Source organism: Ponticaulis profundi, from assembly GCF_042659465.1.
In the GTDB taxonomy this organism is placed as follows: Bacteria; Pseudomonadota; Alphaproteobacteria; order Caulobacterales; family Hyphomonadaceae; genus Ponticaulis; species Ponticaulis profundi.
This window is the reverse complement of sequence record NZ_JBHSSW010000005.1, coordinates 12,825-30,083: the sequence shown is the minus strand read 5'-3', so window position 1 is coordinate 30,083 and position 17,259 is coordinate 12,825. Positions and strand designations below refer to the sequence as shown.

Annotated in this window: 10 protein-coding genes; 1 reads left to right on the top strand and 9 read right to left on the bottom strand. The window is 57.0% G+C overall.

Going from position 1 to position 17,259, the window contains the following annotated elements:
* Positions 1-8 precede the first annotated feature (8 nt).
* Complete coding sequence (locus ACFQDM_RS05265) at positions 9-2,462, bottom strand: Rid family hydrolase (RefSeq protein ID WP_377376429.1); 2,454 nt, start codon at positions 2,460-2,462, stop codon at positions 9-11.
* On the bottom strand, positions 2,455-3,975 hold the full coding sequence (locus ACFQDM_RS05260) for a S10 family serine carboxypeptidase-like protein (RefSeq protein ID WP_377376427.1): 1,521 nt from the start codon (positions 3,973-3,975) through the stop codon (positions 2,455-2,457). The genes ACFQDM_RS05265 and ACFQDM_RS05260 overlap by 8 nt, the downstream gene beginning before the upstream one ends.
* Before the next feature lie 196 nt (positions 3,976-4,171).
* On the opposite strand from ACFQDM_RS05260, the gene ACFQDM_RS05255 reads away from it, so the two are divergent.
* The gene (locus ACFQDM_RS05255; protein ID WP_377376425.1) at positions 4,172-5,419 is read left to right on the top strand and encodes an aminotransferase class V-fold PLP-dependent enzyme; all 1,248 of its coding nucleotides are present in this window, start codon (positions 4,172-4,174) and stop codon (positions 5,417-5,419) included.
* Between the two features lie 57 nt (positions 5,420-5,476).
* Here ACFQDM_RS05255 and ACFQDM_RS05250 read toward each other — a convergent pair whose 3' ends face one another.
* From ACFQDM_RS05250 to ACFQDM_RS05220, 7 genes are all read right to left on the bottom strand, one after another.
* Positions 5,477-7,039 carry a S10 family peptidase gene (locus ACFQDM_RS05250; protein ID WP_377376423.1) on the bottom strand — a complete coding sequence of 521 codons (1,563 nt, stop codon included), beginning with the start codon at positions 7,037-7,039 and terminating at the stop codon, positions 5,477-5,479.
* A 3-nt stretch (positions 7,040-7,042) separates the two neighbouring features.
* Positions 7,043-7,990, bottom strand: coding sequence for an ornithine cyclodeaminase family protein (locus ACFQDM_RS05245; protein ID WP_377376421.1), 948 nt, complete (start codon positions 7,988-7,990; stop codon positions 7,043-7,045).
* Positions 7,991-7,998: 8 nt separating this feature from the next.
* Entirely contained in the window at positions 7,999-9,519 is a 1,521-nt protein-coding gene (locus ACFQDM_RS05240) for a S10 family peptidase (protein ID WP_377376418.1), read from the bottom strand.
* Between the two features lie 48 nt (positions 9,520-9,567).
* The gene (locus tag ACFQDM_RS05235; RefSeq protein ID WP_377376416.1) at positions 9,568-12,582 is read right to left on the bottom strand and encodes a TonB-dependent receptor domain-containing protein; all 3,015 of its coding nucleotides are present in this window, start codon (positions 12,580-12,582) and stop codon (positions 9,568-9,570) included.
* Positions 12,583-12,756: 174 nt separating this feature from the next.
* Positions 12,757-14,109, bottom strand: a complete 1,353-nt coding sequence (locus ACFQDM_RS05230) for an APC family permease (RefSeq protein WP_377376414.1) — start codon at positions 14,107-14,109, stop codon at positions 12,757-12,759.
* A gap of 8 nt (positions 14,110-14,117) precedes the next feature.
* Positions 14,118-15,266, bottom strand: a complete 1,149-nt coding sequence (locus ACFQDM_RS05225; protein WP_377376411.1) for a pyridoxal phosphate-dependent aminotransferase — start codon at positions 15,264-15,266, stop codon at positions 14,118-14,120.
* Between the two features lie 227 nt (positions 15,267-15,493).
* Positions 15,494-17,104, bottom strand: a complete 1,611-nt coding sequence (locus tag ACFQDM_RS05220) for a M61 family metallopeptidase (protein ID WP_377376408.1) — start codon at positions 17,102-17,104, stop codon at positions 15,494-15,496.
* Between the last annotated feature and the right edge of the window lie 155 nt (positions 17,105-17,259).

Below are 17,259 nucleotides of genomic sequence, written 5' to 3'. Positions count from 1 at the left end.
AAGGCTCCTTACGGAGCCTTCGCCATGCACTCCACTTCTACCGTAGCGCCCATGGCGAGTGCGTCAGCCGCAAAGGCGCTACGGGCCGGCATTTTTCCGGGTGTGAAATAGCTGGTGTAGACTTCATTGAATGCGGGCCAGTTGGAAATATCATCCAGCATGACCGTGCATTTGAAGACGTTTTCCATACCTGCGCCGGTCTTGTCCGCAAGGCGTTCAATGCTGTTCATCACCTGCCGGGCATCATCGCGAAAGTCGTCTGCGCCGCCATTCGGTCCACCAATCTGGCCGGAGAAGTAAAAGACATCGCCAACTCTCGTCGCACCTGAAAAGGGAAGCGTGTTGATGTCGATGTTCGATCCCGGAGGCACTATTGAAATAAATTCAATGCCGGATGCGTCTGCGGTATCCGTCGGGGCCGGTGTGGTTGAACCGAGCAGAGCAGGCGGCGCTGAAAATGGCTTGATGTTCAGCTCTTTGTAGATTTCAGCCGGGTAGAAGACCTCGCCATTGCGAACAACCATGCGGGATGCCTTGATCGTCTTGATGTTCTCGATCGGGTTGCCAGGCAGCAGAGTGAAGTCGGCATATTTGCCTTCTTCAATCGAGCCGAGATCATCGCCATAGCCAAGATAATTGGCAATGTCATAGGTCGCGATTTTCAGCACGTCTTCGGCTGGAATGCCTGCCATATTGTAGAGTTCGAGCTCGCGGTGGACTGTGAAGCCGGTCCCATTGTCCGTACCCGGTAGCAGGCGGATATCGTTGTCATAGAGCAGCTTGATCGTATCGAGGACACGCTGGAAGCCTTCGGCATATTCCTCATAGGCTTCGTCATCGGCGAAGGTGACGTAAGAGCGCTTGCGATATCGCTGGTATGAGATCGGCATATGATCGAAATAGTCCTCGGCAATGGAGGGAATTTCGCCTGCGCGACTGGTCATCAGCATTTCCAGAATGACGGCCGTCGTATCCAGACCGACATCGTTCTCTTTCATCAGCTGAACGGTTTTCTGCACGTTCGGTGCGCTCAGATCGAGTTCAGCGCCGCGTGCCATGGCTGTCAGCCGCAGCGGCGTGCGGGTATCTTCATCAGCTGTGAGCATCCAGCCCAGCATGAGCTGGTTGGCGTGGGTGATCTCATCATACCCGGCTTCAATCTGACGATCTGCCGTGGAGAAAGCCGGAACGTGTCCGACGATCGGCATGCCGTGTTCCTTGGCGCGTTCGACAACGGCTGGAATCCACTCTGGCTTCATCGAGTTATAGGTCTTGATGAAATCATAGCCGTTTTCAGCATACCAATCGACGATCTCAAGCGCTTCTTCTTCGGACGCAGCGAGCAATCCGGTCCGTGCCGAATAGAAGCTTTTGCCTTCGACAAATCCGCCGCGAGACAGAATTCTCGGACCGGCGATCCGGCCGTCATCCATTTTCTCAATCAGCCGGTCCAGCGTCTCGTTGTTGTTGCCCAGGTCGCGCAGATTGGTGACGCCTGCCGCCAGATAGTAGAGGCCAGAACTCAGCGATGAGTGAGAGTGCATATCCGGCAGGCCAGACAGCAGCGTGCCGCCCGCGCCATCGAACACCGTAAGATCGTCAGCATACACCTTGCCGATTTCATATGGCTCGATTGCGCTGATCCGTTCCCCGTCGACATAAACCGTCGATGGCGCACTCAGCGTGCCTTCAACAGGCTGGAAGATCCGTACATTGGTGATAGCAAACCCGTCTTCAAAGCGGTGCGTGAGTTTCGCAGCCATTTCCTCAGCGCGGGCATCTGCGATCTCGCCAGCCAGTTCAGACAATTGCGGGACAATGTCTTCATAGCCTTCTTTCACGACGCTTCCACCTGCGTTGGGGAGCGCGAAGAAGTCACCGGATGCATCAATCCCGATCAGCGTGCCGTCAGAGTCCGCACCGGAAATCCGATAGAAGGTGACTTCGGTCTCAAGCTCGCCTTCGCCATAGGTCTCGCTGGTCACTTCTGTCAGCGTGAGTTCGCCTGCCGGCAGCAATGGCATGGTATGGTCTTCGTCTTCGAGCAGCGCTTTGGCATAGACGTAATTGTCCCATGCTGTGCCGTCATTGACAGAATAGAGCACGGGTTCGGTAACCGTGACCTCGCCCGTATCCGCCTGACTGACCCAGCTTGCTGTATCGCCTTCGAGCTTGAACCACTCATTCACATCGCCGCCCATCAGGCTGGTGCCCTGAATGGTCCAGCTTGTCGGCAAGGCTGCATCATTCGTCTCAATCGAAAGCTTCAGTTTCGGGCCGCGACCGTTATTGTCGATGTGAGACTCAACCTCTGTCACACCGTTTTCGGTTTCGGCTTTCAGATAGCCAACATCCTGACCGTTCGAGATGACCCGCAGAGCCTGCGTTGTCTGCGCCATCGCGCCGACCGGCAAAGCGACAACGAGCGCGCCAAGGGCGACGCTTCGAAACAGTTTACTCATACGAATGGTCCTTTTCGGTGTTGGCATCCTGTGTGGCGTTCAGAATGAATGAGCGGATCTTGTCGGTGAAAACAGGCGCAATTTCCGGTTCATCATAGGGGGAGTGCCCGCCCATCATGGGCAGAACTGTGACCCGGTCCTGAGGCAGGTCAGCGTGTGAAATCGTGTATTCGACGACCATGGTTGGAACGGCAAGATCGCGGTACCCCGTGACGATCAGAAGTTCTGAGTCCGCATCGTCCTTGAAATACGCTTCAAGCAGCGGCGCGCTCGTGCTGTAAGGCGCAAATCGGCGACCCGGATTCCAGTTCCAGGCGAAATTGGCGTCCAGATTGAGCGACCGATAGCCATCATCCTGCGTATATCCCGTCAGGTTTTCGAGATAGCGTGCGATATCTTCGGAAATGATCTTGTTCGAGCGACCAAGCCCCAGAGACGGATCATTGGCAGCTGCTGGGCGCCCTTCTGCCTTTGGAGGTGCTTTGGGGGCGGTCTTGCCGGTGTTCAGGCGACTGACCAGTTCATTTTCCTCAGCCAGCACGTTTTCGAGGAAGTACTGGATCGGAATGCGGATCTCGTGCTCTGCGACGGCTTCTGCATCAAGACCGGTCATGCCAGCGAGCGTCTCTGCAATGCGTGTGGCTTCTGCTTCGTCGAGGTTTACACCCTGCTGCAGGGCAAGCAGATAGTCGGTTTCTGCGAAACTGCGGGCGATTTCAAACGCTTCCTGTTCGCTTTCCGCCTCAACACTGGACTTTCCAAACCGCCAGGCCGTTGCTGTCATCGTCGGCAGTGTGGCGACATAGCCCTGATCGGTTGCCGTGATCCCCTGATCGAGTGCAGGCGATACCATCACCAATCCGGCGACCGGCAGGTCGCCAATGTGCGGCAACAGGTTTGCCAGGCGTATTCCGCCATAGCTCTGTCCGGCTATCAGAACAGGAGAGCCTTCGCGATCATGCGCTTCCAGCCAGGTGTGGATGTAATCGCTAACGGCTTTCGCATCGCCAGCGACATCCAGATAGGGTTTGCCGGCTTCTTCACTGGCGGCGCGGCTATAGCCGGTTTCGACCGGATCAATGAAAACCAGATCGGCTGCGTCGAGCACGGTGCCTTCATTTGGTGAGAAGCTTGTCTCGCCATCGTCCGAGCGCTCGCGCGAATATGGGCCCAGCGAAAAGTGGAGTGGAGAGGATGACGCCCCGGGACCACCATTGAAAAGAAAGAAAACAGGGCGCTGTTCGGGCGCGCAGTCACACTCGAGCAGATAGCTCGTTCCCGACAGACTGGTCTCTGACCCATCGGCCTCAACGGCCAGCACCATCTTGTCCCAATGTGCCGTAAAGGTCAGGCCCGTTTCCAGAGTGATGGGCTCGCCGGTCTGGGCATGTGCCATTTCCGCAGCGGGTGCCGGAGCGACCGTCTCCTGAGCAAAGCTGACCGGAACAGAAGCGGCGCCGAGACTGGAAAATCCCAGGGCCAGCGCGGAGGTAAGGCGTAGAGTTTGTTTCATGATACCAGTTTTGTGCAAATCCGACCAAAAATCCTATTCCAATGCGCTAAGCATCTGAAAATGCATGCATGAGATATGTTCGTGCTTTCAACCGTTCGAAAAACTTATGTTTCAATGGAACGCTGAGCCAGCAAGTTAGCAAGCACTGTTCGGTCGACGCGATTAGGTTAGACTCAATGTCAGGAATGGTGGTCTCATGAATATTTCCCGCAGAACCTATCTCTCGCTGTCTGCTGCTGCCGTCACAGGGCTTGTGTCTTCCCGCGCAGGTGCGCAGACTGAAGATGTGCCTTCAGCTTCCGCAGTTCCATCGGAAATCGGGCAGTTCTCGAAACTGAAGCCTGTCTACCTCAATGCCGCATCCCAGCATCCCATGCCGGACCGGTCGCGCGCTGCTGTGAATGCATATCTGGATCACAAACAGAGCTTTGACGCCTCAGAAGGATACCGCGCAGACACGAGAAGTGCGCTGACAAAGTTCGCGAACCTCATGAATGCGGATGAAGATGAAATCACCTATGTGCAGAGCACAACGGCTGGTGAACATGCCGTTATCCGCGCCTTGGGTCTGCCCGGTTCGAGCGAGCGTATCGTGACGGACACGCTGCACTTCTTTGGATCTCTGCCGCTGTATGATGGCCTCGCGAAACAGGGCTGCGATGTGGCCTGGGTCCGTGCACGCGACAACAAAATCCAAATGGAAGATCTCGACAAGGCGATCACACCGGGCACGAAACTTGTGTCCCTGTCACTGGTCTCGACCATCAACGGCTTTCAGCATGACCTGAAAGCTGTGTGCGATCTTGCTCATTCTCGCGGCGCATTGGTGTATGCCGACATCATCCATGCCGCAGGCTGCGTGCCGGTTGATCTGCATGAGAGCGGCGTCGATTTTGCCGCCTGTGCCAGCTATAAATGGCTGATGGGCGATTTCGGCCTTGGTTTTCTCTATGTGAAGAAATCCGTTCAGGAACAGCTGCCGCGCACCAATTGGGGCTATTACGGCATCAACAAATTCACCACGCATATTTATCCGCTGGATGAGCCGGGCGACACGATTGTCGACTGTGAGTTTTCAGAATCCGCGACAGGTCATTTTGCGAACGGCACTTATGACCATGTCACGGCGGTTCAGCTTGCTGAATCGCTGGATTATCTGAAAGATCTTGGCATTGCGCAGATCCAGGCTCACGCAAAGCCACTCGTCGAGCGCCTGAGCGAAGGGATGAAGTCGCAGGGCTTTGATGTGATCACGCCGGAGGGCAGCGAAACCCCGATTGTCGCGGCGGCTTATCGTGACGCGTATAAGAAGCTGTCAGACAAGATGAAAGTGGCTGGCATCACGACCACCGTATCGCGCCACCGTATCCGGCCCAGCGTCTCGGTGTTCAACACCATGGATGATGTTGAGGCGTTTCTCGCGGCACTCGGGCAGGCCGAGTAAAAAACAAAGCCCGGCCGTTTGGCCGGGCTTTTTCAAATCGATTGATTGCCTTTGGGCCTATCGCCCGGCGGAAATGAATTCACGCAAGTCATTGGAAAAGGCTTCCGACGTGCCGCCGAGATAGAGCATGTGGCCGGATTCATATTCTTCAAAACGGACGCGATCGAGCGGAACGCCGCCCGCTTCAATCTGCGCCATGGCGTTAGCCGGCGTCGTCACCAGATCAAAATAGCCTGACGCGACGAAGACCCGCAGATCCTGATTTCGGCGCAGCGCCCAGGCCAGTTCCTCGGCTGGGCTTTTCGGTTTGCGCGTTGGGAAGTTACGCTCCCAGTTCCAGCTCGGCAGCAGGTCCTTCCAGCGGATTGCTGTGTAGGGCCGCTTCACATCAACGTGCAGATCGTCACGGATCATCTGGTTGAAGCTGGCGATGAAGCCCGGAACATAGCGGCCCATGGCTGGATCGTCAGCGACCGGATCATAGCCGGAATTGGCGAGCGGCAGCGTGTAGCGGCTGTCATATTTGCCGATCTCGAGACCTTGGCGCGCCAGCACCATTTTGGCGTACTCATTTTCCGACAGATAGAGATCATCGCCAATCAGCTCTGCGGGCAGGCCGATATAGCCGGTCAGTTCCTCGGTGACGGCAGCGCGCTCTTCCTCGCTGAGTTCGTCCTTCTCAAGTTTGATGAGGGCGTCGCGATAAGGACCTTTGGCGTAAGCAAGTGATTGTGTGAAAGCCGTTTCTGCATCCATGCTGCCGCGCGACAGACCATGATAGGCAGACGTCGCGGCGAGCCCTGGAAGCGCGAGTGACAGACGCGCCGCCTTTGCTTCGGCTGTTTCCTCGTCCGGCATCTCGCCCGGCCTGGCCGAAAGCGTGGTGCCCAGCAGAATGATCCCGTCGAGCGTAATGCCGCGCATAACGCCGGGATTGAACGGGCTGCCCATCAGTGCGCTCGGCAGAACAGAAGCGCGGATGGTGCCATAGCTTTCGCCAAGAACGTATTTCGGGCTGTTCCAGCGACCATATTCGCTGAGCCAGAGTTCAATGAATTGCGCGACGGAGTCAGCGTCTTCGTCGACGCCCCAGAAATCGCGCGGATCGGTGCCATTCAGCGCCTTGCTGAAACCGGTGCCGACCGGATCGATGAAGACGAGATCAGCGATATCGAGAATGCTGTCGCCATTCGATTTGATGCCAAAGGGCGGCACATTGGATGGATTGACTTCCTTGTCCAGGATCACCTGTTTGGGACCAATTGCGCCCATATGAATCCAGAGCGACGCTGAACCGGGGCCACCATTGAAAACAAAGAGAACCGGACGGTTCGGGTCATCAATATCGGACCGGATATAGGAAAAGCTGAAAATGCTCGCCGTGACGTTTCCAGCCAGATCATAGAGCTGGGTTTCGCCCGCAATCGCCTGATAGGGGATGCGCTCGCCGCCAATCTCCATCTCATGTTCCGTCACCACGCGGTAGGGTTCGGGCACGCCCTCATAGGTTGGCATGGGATCAGAGATTGTGAATGGGTTCTGAGATTGCGCGAGGGCAGATGGTGCGATGGCGGCAAGGCTGACTGCCGCTCCCATGGCCAGATAGCGAACGGCTTTCATCTTCTACCCCTTCGATTTTGCCTGAATATGGGCGGCTGCGGCGATATCCTGAACGATATGGCCGAGCGATTTGTAAATGGTAATGTCTGCGTCCGATGTGCGGCCCGCCAGCGTGCCCAGAGCGACCTCGCCGATCTCGCCAAGCATATGATCTTCGCGGATCACGCCGCTCGCAAGCGCGTGGCGATATTCCGACCCCTGCGCAGCGACGGATGGTTTGGAATCGGCAAAGAAGCGCGCCCCGGAAACAAGTGCGTCGTCAATTTCTCTCGGCCCGTCAAAGCTGGAGCCGACAATGTTCAGATGCGTGCCGGGCGCGACCATGTCGGCGGTGAGGATCGGATCAAAAGCGCCCGTGACGGTGCAGATGATATCTGCATCCCGGGCAGCGTTCTCGACACGCTCTTCCGCAGTGGTGGGAATACGCGTCTCGGACTGAATGGCATTGGCCAGCGCGCGGGCCTTGTCCGGTGTCCGGCCCCAGATGCGGATCTCATCGAGCCAGCGGATTTTGGAAATGGCGAGCGCGTGATGGTGCGCCTGCTCTCCGGTCCCGAGAATGGTCAGAATGCTCGACTCACGCCGCGCCAGAAGATCGGTCGCCATGGCGCTTGCACAGGCCGTCCGGATCGCCGTGATCTGACCGGCATCTGCCAGGCAGTAAGGCGCCAGTGTCTCTTTATCGAAGAGAACGACCACGCCCTGATGGGACGGGCGGGACTTGTCTTTGCGTTCCGGGGAAACGGAAATGAGCTTGGAGCCGAAGGCTTCCTGTTCGCCCAGCGTGCCGGCCATAATACCAAACATATTGCCTGCGCCCAGAGGCAGGATCTGGCGCAGCATCTGTTCCGTTTCGCCCGAAGACAGCTTCATCATCGCTGTCTTCATCACCTCGATACAGTCGGCGTGAGGCAGTCTGGCAGCCACATCGTCTGCACTGAAATACTGCATGGATGTGCTTAGTCCTCTGCGGTTCCGCTCTGGCCGGTGATCATGTCGCGAATGTCCTGGCCAAAGGCTTCTGCGCTTTCTTCGACGGAATATGCCATATGGCCACCGCGATAAAAGGCGAGGTGGACGCGATCTGCTGGCCAGGGAGACTGCGACGCCAGATAGCGGGCAGAACCAGCTGTGGTCTGGGTGTCGTGCCATCCGCTGCCAATCACAACGCGGAAGTCCGGATTGGCCTCGAAGAGCGCGTTCATGGCATCACCATAGGCGAAGCTGTCGAAAGGTGATGAGAACTTCCAGTCCCATGATCCGGTGCCGGCATAACCGGAAACGGATGTGTAGCTTTCCGGCAATGGCGTGCCAAATGTCATCTCGAAATACTCTGCAAATCCGTCTGCATAGGCTTTGCCAATCACGCCGGACGGGTCGCCATATGCGCCAGCCTCTTCGGCATTGGCGGTGTAGCGAATGTCAGACCGTCCTGTGATCAGGCCATCTGCCTTCAGGACCAGACGGCGATAGGCTTCTTTCGAAACACGCAGATTGTTTTCGACATAAACCTCTTTGGAAAGGCCGGTATAAGCCTCCAGCTTTTCAGCAATAGCCACCTGTTCTTCGGCTGAGATGGTGTGACCTTTGTAGAGGGCGGTCAGGTACTCGGTGTCAGCAAACGCGGTTGCCTCGTCGAGGAAGCTCTCGAACGTATAGCCATCCTGTTCCACCAGTCCCAGATCCCAGGCACCTGCAGCCAGGGTCGGAAGAGACACGACAAAGCTGAGAATGTTCTGTTGGCGCTGAGCGTATTCGATGATGTTCACCGCCTGACCCATCAGGAAGACGCCGTCCACATCGATGTCAGGATAAGTCTCATTGAGCTGACCTGCGCCTTCGGCTGCGCGCATGGTGCCATAGCTCTCGCCGAGAATGAAAACCGGAGAATCCAGCCGGTCATGCTTGGTCAGCCAGGCATGGACGAATTCAACGAATTCTTCGGCGTCGCCTGTCACAGAGGCGTAAGTTTCAGGGGAAACACCGTCATGCAGTGTGCTCAGCCCGGTCAGCGCCGGGTCATAGAAGACGAGATCGGCAACATCGAGCGGAGAATAAGGGTTTGGAACCAGATCTGCTTCTTCTGCCGGAACTGACAAATCGTCGTCAAACGAGACCCGGTAAGGGCCTGTCGCGCCAATGTGCAGCGGGTAGGAAGCCGAAATCGGGCCGCCATTGAAGATGAAAAGGACCGGGCGTTCAGCCGGGTCCGCAGTCTCTTCGGAAACATAGGAAATCGTCACAAGGCTTGCGCCTTTGCCTTCCACATCGGCCTGAACGTCAAGCTGTTCGATGGAGGCGAGATAGGTCAGCTCGGTTCCGCCAAATACGCCGGTTTGCGTGACGGAGCGTGTGAGCGTCGTAGCGCTGGTGGCTGTGTCCACTGAGGAGGGAACGGGGTCAGATACAGCCACCAGGCCACTGGTGCTTGCCAGTAAGGCAAAGGCAACGCCCGCAGAGCGCAATTGAAAACAGGTCATAAGATCTTCCTTTCGCATGAACCCTGATGGGCGTTGTCCGGGTGGGAACTAGAAGCTGTAATTCACGCCGACGAAGTAGCGTCGACCGAGAATGTCGCCATAGCTCAGTGTCGGATAGGATGGTTCCTTATCCGCAATATTGATCACACCGCCGCGCAGCGTGAGTCCGTTCTCGAAGGCATAGCTCGCTGACACGTCCTGCGTGATGTTGGAATCAATCACAGGGTTCGGGCTGTTCTCGATGTTTGCGCCCTCTTCAGCGAGCACATTGTCGAGATAGCTGAGCTGATATGTCAGACGCAGCGGGCCGTTTGTGTAGGCAGCATCGAAACGAGCCGTCCAGTCAGGCTGGCTGACCGTATTGTCCGGGCTTGTGAAGGTCGTACCTGTCACCGAGACATTATAGTCAGACATGTGGGTGGCTTCAGCGCCAAGCGAGATTTGGCCTGGTACCGTCTCCCAGATGTCCTCCAGTTCGAAGATGTAGTTGGCATAGTACACTTCGCCGCGGAACTCGATCAGACCAGCGTTGAAGGTCGTGGAACGACCTGTTGCTGTTGTACCTGCCGGATTGCTGCCATCAGCAGCCTGAAGGCGTGTGAAGGCGCTACAAACAGCGTCATTCAGGCCTTCACTGTCATAGCAGGCCGCCATGAAGTCACCATTGGTGAAGGCAGACAGGCCATCTTCGAGATCGATTTCGATCCGGTCGATGGAAACGGTCAGGCCAGGCACGAGGAAGGAGTCAAACACAATACCGTAAGTCGTTGTGTCAGACACTTCGTTGGCGAGGTCCGCGTTACCACCAGACGTGATTTCGGTGACCGTGAAGTTCTCCGCAGGGTTCTGGAAACCGGCCAGATCGCCATACTGTGGATTGGCAGCCCATTCAGCTTCACAGTTTGCACGGCGAATGGCCGGGTTCGGGCCAGCGTCGATCCGGTCGGCGTCGCAAGGGTCAATGCCGCCGTTTGACAGGCTGACAACCGTCGGTGCGAACAGCTGATCCAGCGTTGGCGCACGGAAGTTACGGCTCTTGGTTGCGCGAATGGTGACACCATCCGTCACATCCCAGCGGCCACCAACGCTCCACACGTCTTCTTCGCCAGCGATGGAGTTGTCGACATAACGGAACGTACCGTTGAGTTCGAGCGCCTGAACACCAGGGATGTCCATGTTTTCATTGATAACCGGCACGAGGAATTCGGCAGAGAATTCGTTCGTGTTGTAGTCACCGGATGTCGCGACCTGTTGCGTGCCTGTGCCCACCAGACCGAGACGGTTGGCCTCGAACGGTGTGTAGCTCGCTTCTTCGCGGCGGTGTTCGTATGCGAAGACCGCATCAACCGGGCCAGCTGGCAGTTCAAACAGAGACGTACCAATCGTTGCCAGGAAGTCGATCTGCTCGTTCTCATAGTCGAGACCGGTTGGAACCGTGACATATTCAGCCGCAGCAGCACTGATATTGCCTGCACCGAACGGGTTGAGCGGCGCGCAGGCCGGATCATCATTCGTTGGGTCGCTATCTGCGTTAATGGCGCAGACAGGGTTGCCACTTGCGTCTGCAACCGCGCGAACAGCTGCGTTGAAGCGGTCTGTGTAAACGCCCCAGGATGATTCCTTGCCATCAACTTTGGCGTAGCTGACAGACACATCCCAGTAGAAGTTGCGGTTGGCCGCGTCGAAGTCACCTTCAAAACCACCCAGCAGACGCAGGGATTTGGTTTCATTGGTGGTTTCGTTTGCTGGCAGCAGATCGTCATAGAAGTGACGAGACAGCCAGAGCGGCGCGCCTGCGCCAAAGCCTGGATTTGCTGCGCTGAGTGCAGCAACCGTTTCAGCTGGCAGGAATGGGTTGTTCGCAAAGAAGCTGATCGCGCCGAGGGCTGGATCGGTCTGGTTCAGAACCGTACGGGATGCACCCTGACTCAGACGCTCCGATGTGCTCTCGGAATACAGCACTTCACCTTTGGCGCGGATGCGCGGTGTCAGATCATAGTGACCGATCAGGTTCGCCGTGACCCGTTCCACGCCTGTGCGCAGACCCGCCAGATCAGAATAGCGTGTACCCTGACCGCCTTGAGCGAACGGAATGCCGAGAATCGTGCCTGGATCATAGGAAACGAGTGAGCCGTCAGAGGCAAACTGAACCGGCGATCCGTCAATACGTGTCAGGAAATTCGGTGGCGGAGCCGGTGTGTTCCAGATGACACCGTTGCCGTTGAACGGCCAGAAATAGGCAGGGATGACTTCGATCCGGGATGGGAGGCCGTCATCAGGGCCCGTGTCGTCCGGGTTGCCGGTTGTGATGCGCGAACGGTTCGACGCGTCGAAATCGCTGAAGCGCAGCATTGGGCTTTCAGATCCTTCAACGTTGACGGCGATGTTACCACGGCCATTGTCGAAGTTCGTACCGGCTGTCAGGCGATAAGACGTGGTCTCGTAATTGCCTTGCTCATTGTTTCCATACTGGAGATCGAGCTCGACGCCTTCATAGTCGTCTTTCAGAATATAGTTCACAACACCGGCGATGGCGTCAGAACCATAAACAGCTGCGCCGCCAGCCTGAACGATCTCAACGCGATCAATCAGACCGGTCGGGATGATGTTCGCGTCAACTTGCGCATCGCCCATGCCGCTGGAAGTCGTCACGAAGCGGCGACCATTCACGAGGGTGAGGGTACGACCTGCGCCGAGACCGAAGATGTCGGCATATTGCTGACCGTCGCCGGAGTCAGAACCATCGCCTGCGGCCTGGTTCAGCTGCGGAATGAGGGCGGTCATGTCGTTCAGCGCATCTGCAGCTGACACATATCCGCGATCTTCGAATGTCTGCTCGCCAATGGTTGTGACCGGCGCTGGCGTTGATGCAACGCTGCGTTTGATCCGGCTGCCGGTAACGACGACCTGATCAAGTGTTGCGAGTTCGTCTTCTGTCTGCTGTTCGATCACTTCCGGTTCGTCAGCCGTTTGCGAGAACGCAGGCGTTGCGAGCAGGAATGGCGCGATTGCAACGGTCGCACAGCTCGTCAGCAGGTATTTAAGGTGACTCTTGGCTTCCATGTTTTGACCCCCGTCAAGCTAAACCACGAGGCGGCGGTTCGACATCGAACCTCTGTTTCCCAACTGGCCTCTTATACGACGCTAGAGTCTGAATGACGGATTTTTTATACTTTTTTGACAGCGCGACGACATTGCACCGCAACAATTATGCTGCGCTGCCTCCGTCGCGCATAGTTATTCCGTCGAATTCTGAGATATCGGGGTTTCCCAGTCCGATCTGGCGCGAGGACGCACATAGAAATTGTAGAAGACCAGACCGCAAACCGCCCAGATGATCAGGGCAGCAAAGGGGCGCCAGTCCGCCGTCATGCCCAGCACAATGATGATCAGCCCCATGACAATGCCAAGCCAGGCCATGATGCGGATCATGCCCTGCGATGGCTTGAAGTGAGCCCGTTCGTAGAGCTCTGGCGTCACGGTGATGACGCGCAGGCTGGACAGGCAGATGGCTGTGTATTTCAGAACCGTTGGAATGTTCACCGCAAGGAACAGGAAGATCAGGTTCTGCGGCATGAACAGGCCGAGACAGCACAGACAGAAGGCTGTAATAACCGCGCCGCGCGGCACACCGGATTTGCCGTGAATGCGGCCAAGATAGCCGGGCAGCATGCCGGCATGTCCCATGGCGTAGAGAAACCGGGTCAGGATGATGAAGGTCGCGTTGATCGAGCTTCCGATCGAGATGAACGCCGTGATGACGATCAGCCAGACGCCAAGTTCACCAAGGCTGACCTTGGCGCCGTCCAGCAGGGGCGCTTCGGTATTGGCGAGGCCTTCATTGCCGAGCACGCCCATGGTGACGGCAGCGACGATGAAATAGATTATGCAGGTGAGAACCACTGACAGAGTAATACCAAGCGGAATGGTTCGCTGCGGCTTTTTGATCTCCCCGCCCACTTCGACAGCGCTCTCAATGCCCAGAAACAGGGAGATCATCAGCGGGACGGCGGCAAACACGCCCACAACGCCGTGACTGAAGAATGGCTGAAAGTTTGCAGGCTCGATCGCGGGCACGCCGGCAATGGAATAGACCGCGCAGGCGCCAATCAGTCCGAACAGCAGTAATGTCTGGCTGAGGCTGGCGGCCGAAATGCCGATCATGTTGATCACAAACACCAGAAGGAAGATCACGAACATGGTCGGTGCCATTGGCAATGTGACCACGCTGCCGAGATAGGACACCAGCACCATGGTGAGCACGATCAGGGCTGCTGTGCTGCCTGCAATGCGCAACCAGCTGATGAAAAAGCCTGCGAACGGGCTGATATAGCGGCGGGGCCATTCAAATGAGGCGCCGGTTACAGGCACAGCCGAGCCCATAAAGGCATAGACCCATGCGAAGACGATCATCGGGACGGCGGCGCAGGCCATGGAGACCAGCATGGCAGGTCCGGCTAGCGCAAAGGTCGGCGCAATGATGGAGAAGATCGACACGCCGATGGCGGTGCCGAGGCCCAGTGCGACAACGCCGAACAGGCCGACCTCTCTTTTCAGTTGGTGCTCGCCTGTCTGTGTGTTGTCCGTCATGCCGTCACTCAATTCTGCGCGAATTTCTTTTGCTGCTGCTGGAGGATTTGCACATATTCTATTAGGCCAGCTTCGAGTTTGCGCAATCCTTCACGCAAAGATGCTTCTTCTCGTGCAAAACCAATCCGGATGAAGCCGGGCGCGCCGAAGCATTCGCCCGGGACCACGATCACGCCGTGCGTTTCGGCCAGCCAGCGCGAAAAATCATTCGTATCAGAGATGTGCTTCAGGTCCGGAAAGCAGATGCAGCCCTCAAGCGGGGGCAGGCGCTCCAGAAGGCCGTCTTCGACCATGCGGTCCAGCCAGTCCTGAACGATGGGACGCGCGGTTCGCATGATGTCATGGCGGAATGCATCAAACCGGTCAGACTGGCTGACGACTTCCGCCAGCACGCTGTGTGAAAGCTTCGAGACGCTGAAATCGGCCAGACGTAAATGATTGCGGACGCGCTCCAGAAGATCGGCGCCGACAAACATCCAGCCCGCCCGCAATGCGTTCAGCCCAAAATTCTTCGTCATGCTGCCAATGCGGATCAGGTTTGGATGGCTCGCAATGTCCAGTCCAGAGACGAAATCATCAGAATAATCTTTATAGACCTCGTCGATCACCAGAGCGATGCCGCGAGACGCGAGCATGTCGCAAAGCTCACTCAGCACGTCCTGATCCATGCCGAGACCGCTTGGATTGTGCGGGTCCGAAACAATGACGACCTTGGTGTTGGGCTGTAGCGCGTCCAGCACGAGCAGGGGATCCACGCCGAAATGCGGGGCAGGGCGTGAAAACTCGCTCAGCTCGAGATGTTCGACAGCGGCCGCGATGCGGAAGATATCAAAGCCAGGCGTTTCCGTCAGAACATGCTCGCCCGGAGCGCAAAGCGCCTCAAGCACATAGGATACAGCCATCGTTGCACCGGAGGTGCATAAAATATGCTCTGCCGGAACATCATAGCGCTCAGAGAGCCAGGCCTCGAAAACCGGGTGATTGCGCATGAAAACACTGACGAAAGAGTCAGGTGCGCCCTGAGCAAAGGCTTTTCCGGCGACATCGCATAATAATTGCGTTGGTTCCGGCACGGAGCTGTCAAACAGTCCGATGCGCGGCTTTGACTGGTCGTTTAGCTGATTCAGGGTTTGACGAACCCAATTAGCCATCGTCATGACATTGTTATCATTGTTAATTTCAGATGACACTGGCGCAACTCCCCCGCCCAGATTGGCACGCAATCGTCAGCGTCCTCGCGAAACACAGATCGGACTTTGACGGTATCCAGCATATCGTTCGCGAGGAGAATTTTTATGCTTAGGCATGAAAAGCGGGCATGCCATGCGCATAATTGTTTTCGAACCCGTGTGATCCTGCCTGTTTTCGTGCAAACGCGTTCAGACTATTCCGCCGATACGGCAAAGCAGTCCTCGCCGGACATGTCCGCTGATTTCACCCAGCTGATTCCGTCGACTTCTGTGCCGTCCTCGGCTGTGAAGGTGGCAGGTGCGCCCTCCACACAGAGGCCAAATCCATCTGCGGATGGCAGGAACAATTCCCCGTCCAGATGCACGCGCTGAACAATGGCCAGCTCGTCTGCGCCTGTTTCTTTGGCGGCCTCAGCGGCCCAGGTCTCAATCGTCAGATCAAGGCTGCCATTCTCACGCGCGGCAAACACCGTCTTCATCAGGTCATCCAGGCTGCGTGTTCCATTGCTGGCTTCACGAATGCGGACGTCCAGGTCTGCGAAGTAGAGCGCGCCTCTCTGGTATGGCACATGGCGGATATCGCCGTCATTGAAGCCAACAGCAACGATTGCATCGGCAGACATCTCGCGGCCCGGATTGGTGTAATAGATCGTGCTCAGATGGTTCAGCCCGTCAATATAGGCGGCCTGGTCAATCTCTCCGGCACGGAAGGGCAGCGTGTATTCATAATAGGTCGTCAGGCCTTCAATGAACCAGGTGATGTCGCCATGCGGCGCATTCATGCCACCAACCCATTGGTGCAGCATTTCATGCGTGAAAGTCTGGCGCGGGCCGGGCTGGCCGAACTCTGCCTCGCGCGCAGGACCTCTTGATAACATGAAGGAATTCGCAAGCGCCGTTGCGCCGCCAAAAGGAGGCGTATCAAGCTGGCGCAGGAAGACGCGGTATTCAGGTGCCGGATCGAGATGCGTGAAATGCGTGCCGAGATAGTCATACATATGGCTGGTAAATTCCAGCTCGTCCTCGACACTGTATGGGAACTCGCCGAGCCAGAAGCCCTTGAATGGATGTTCTGCGAAGTCTTCAGGATAAGCATTCGCCGGACCCGCCATATACCAGCCCTGCATCAGGGCAGATGGCGCGCCCGGCACGTCTGCTGCGCCATCACCAAAGGTAGACACGCCGATCGCGTCACCGTCGAAAGCGGACAGATCCCAGGACAGATGGTTCATCTGGCTGGTTGTGTTGGCCGGTGACAGCAGGAAGCCGGAACCGGAACCGCTCACGCCGCCTGCGGATGGGCGGATGCCAAAGGCTGGACCATTGCGCGACCCGGCTGGCTGAACATGCGACGTGTAGCTGATGGCGATGGGGAAGGTCACATCGCGGGTGGCTGTCCAGGTGCGGAAATAGGGGAAGCCGCCCGGTGCCGGCGGGCTGTCTTCGGTCGTGAATTCAATTGCGCCGTCCTGATCGGTCACCGTCATGTCCAGAATGCGGTCGGCGATCCCGTCCACCATCACATAGACGATCGGTGCGCTCAGTTTGAGCCGGTTTTCACCTTCGGCCAGGCTGCCATTCAGTTCAGCCGTGACAGCGATTGCCTCAACCTCGCCATCTGCGCCGGGCAAAGGCTTCAACACCGCGGAATAGGATGGCGTCTCTGCCGTCTTGCTGGTTTCCGTCACGGGCGTTTCGGTGGCCTCGGGCGGTGTGTCAGACGGCTGGCATGCGGCAAGGAGCAGAGGCGCTGTGAGCGCAAGCGTGGCAAACATGGCTGTCTTGTGTCGAAGGATCTGGCGCATAAATCTTCCCGCTGAATGAAAGGCTGCCCGGATGACCGGACTTTAAATTATGCTCAGACTCGCATCATTGACGGGCAACAACTATTCGAAAGCGAAGCTGCACCAATCGCCACGCCACAATTTTTCCCGCTACCGCCAAAACCGGGGCATATTTC

What these genes read in the sequence shown, in the direction of transcription:
- ACFQDM_RS05265 (WP_377376429.1), bottom strand. Translation starts at nt 2,462, where the DNA reads ATGAGTAAACTGTTTCGAAGCGTCGCCCTTGGCGCGCTCGTTGTCGCT.
- ACFQDM_RS05260 (WP_377376427.1), bottom strand. Translation starts at nt 3,975, where the DNA reads ATGAAACAAACTCTACGCCTTACCTCCGCGCTGGCCCTGGGATTTTCC.
- ACFQDM_RS05255 (WP_377376425.1), top strand. Translation starts at nt 4,172, where the DNA reads ATGAATATTTCCCGCAGAACCTATCTCTCGCTGTCTGCTGCTGCCGTC.
- ACFQDM_RS05250 (WP_377376423.1), bottom strand. Translation starts at nt 7,039, where the DNA reads ATGAAAGCCGTTCGCTATCTGGCCATGGGAGCGGCAGTCAGCCTTGCC.
- ACFQDM_RS05245 (WP_377376421.1), bottom strand. Translation starts at nt 7,990, where the DNA reads ATGCAGTATTTCAGTGCAGACGATGTGGCTGCCAGACTGCCTCACGCC.
- ACFQDM_RS05240 (WP_377376418.1), bottom strand. Translation starts at nt 9,519, where the DNA reads ATGACCTGTTTTCAATTGCGCTCTGCGGGCGTTGCCTTTGCCTTACTG.
- ACFQDM_RS05235 (WP_377376416.1), bottom strand. Translation starts at nt 12,582, where the DNA reads ATGGAAGCCAAGAGTCACCTTAAATACCTGCTGACGAGCTGTGCGACC.
- ACFQDM_RS05230 (WP_377376414.1), bottom strand. Translation starts at nt 14,109, where the DNA reads ATGACGGACAACACACAGACAGGCGAGCACCAACTGAAAAGAGAGGTC.
- ACFQDM_RS05225 (WP_377376411.1), bottom strand. Translation starts at nt 15,266, where the DNA reads ATGACGATGGCTAATTGGGTTCGTCAAACCCTGAATCAGCTAAACGAC.
- ACFQDM_RS05220 (WP_377376408.1), bottom strand. Translation starts at nt 17,104, where the DNA reads ATGCGCCAGATCCTTCGACACAAGACAGCCATGTTTGCCACGCTTGCG.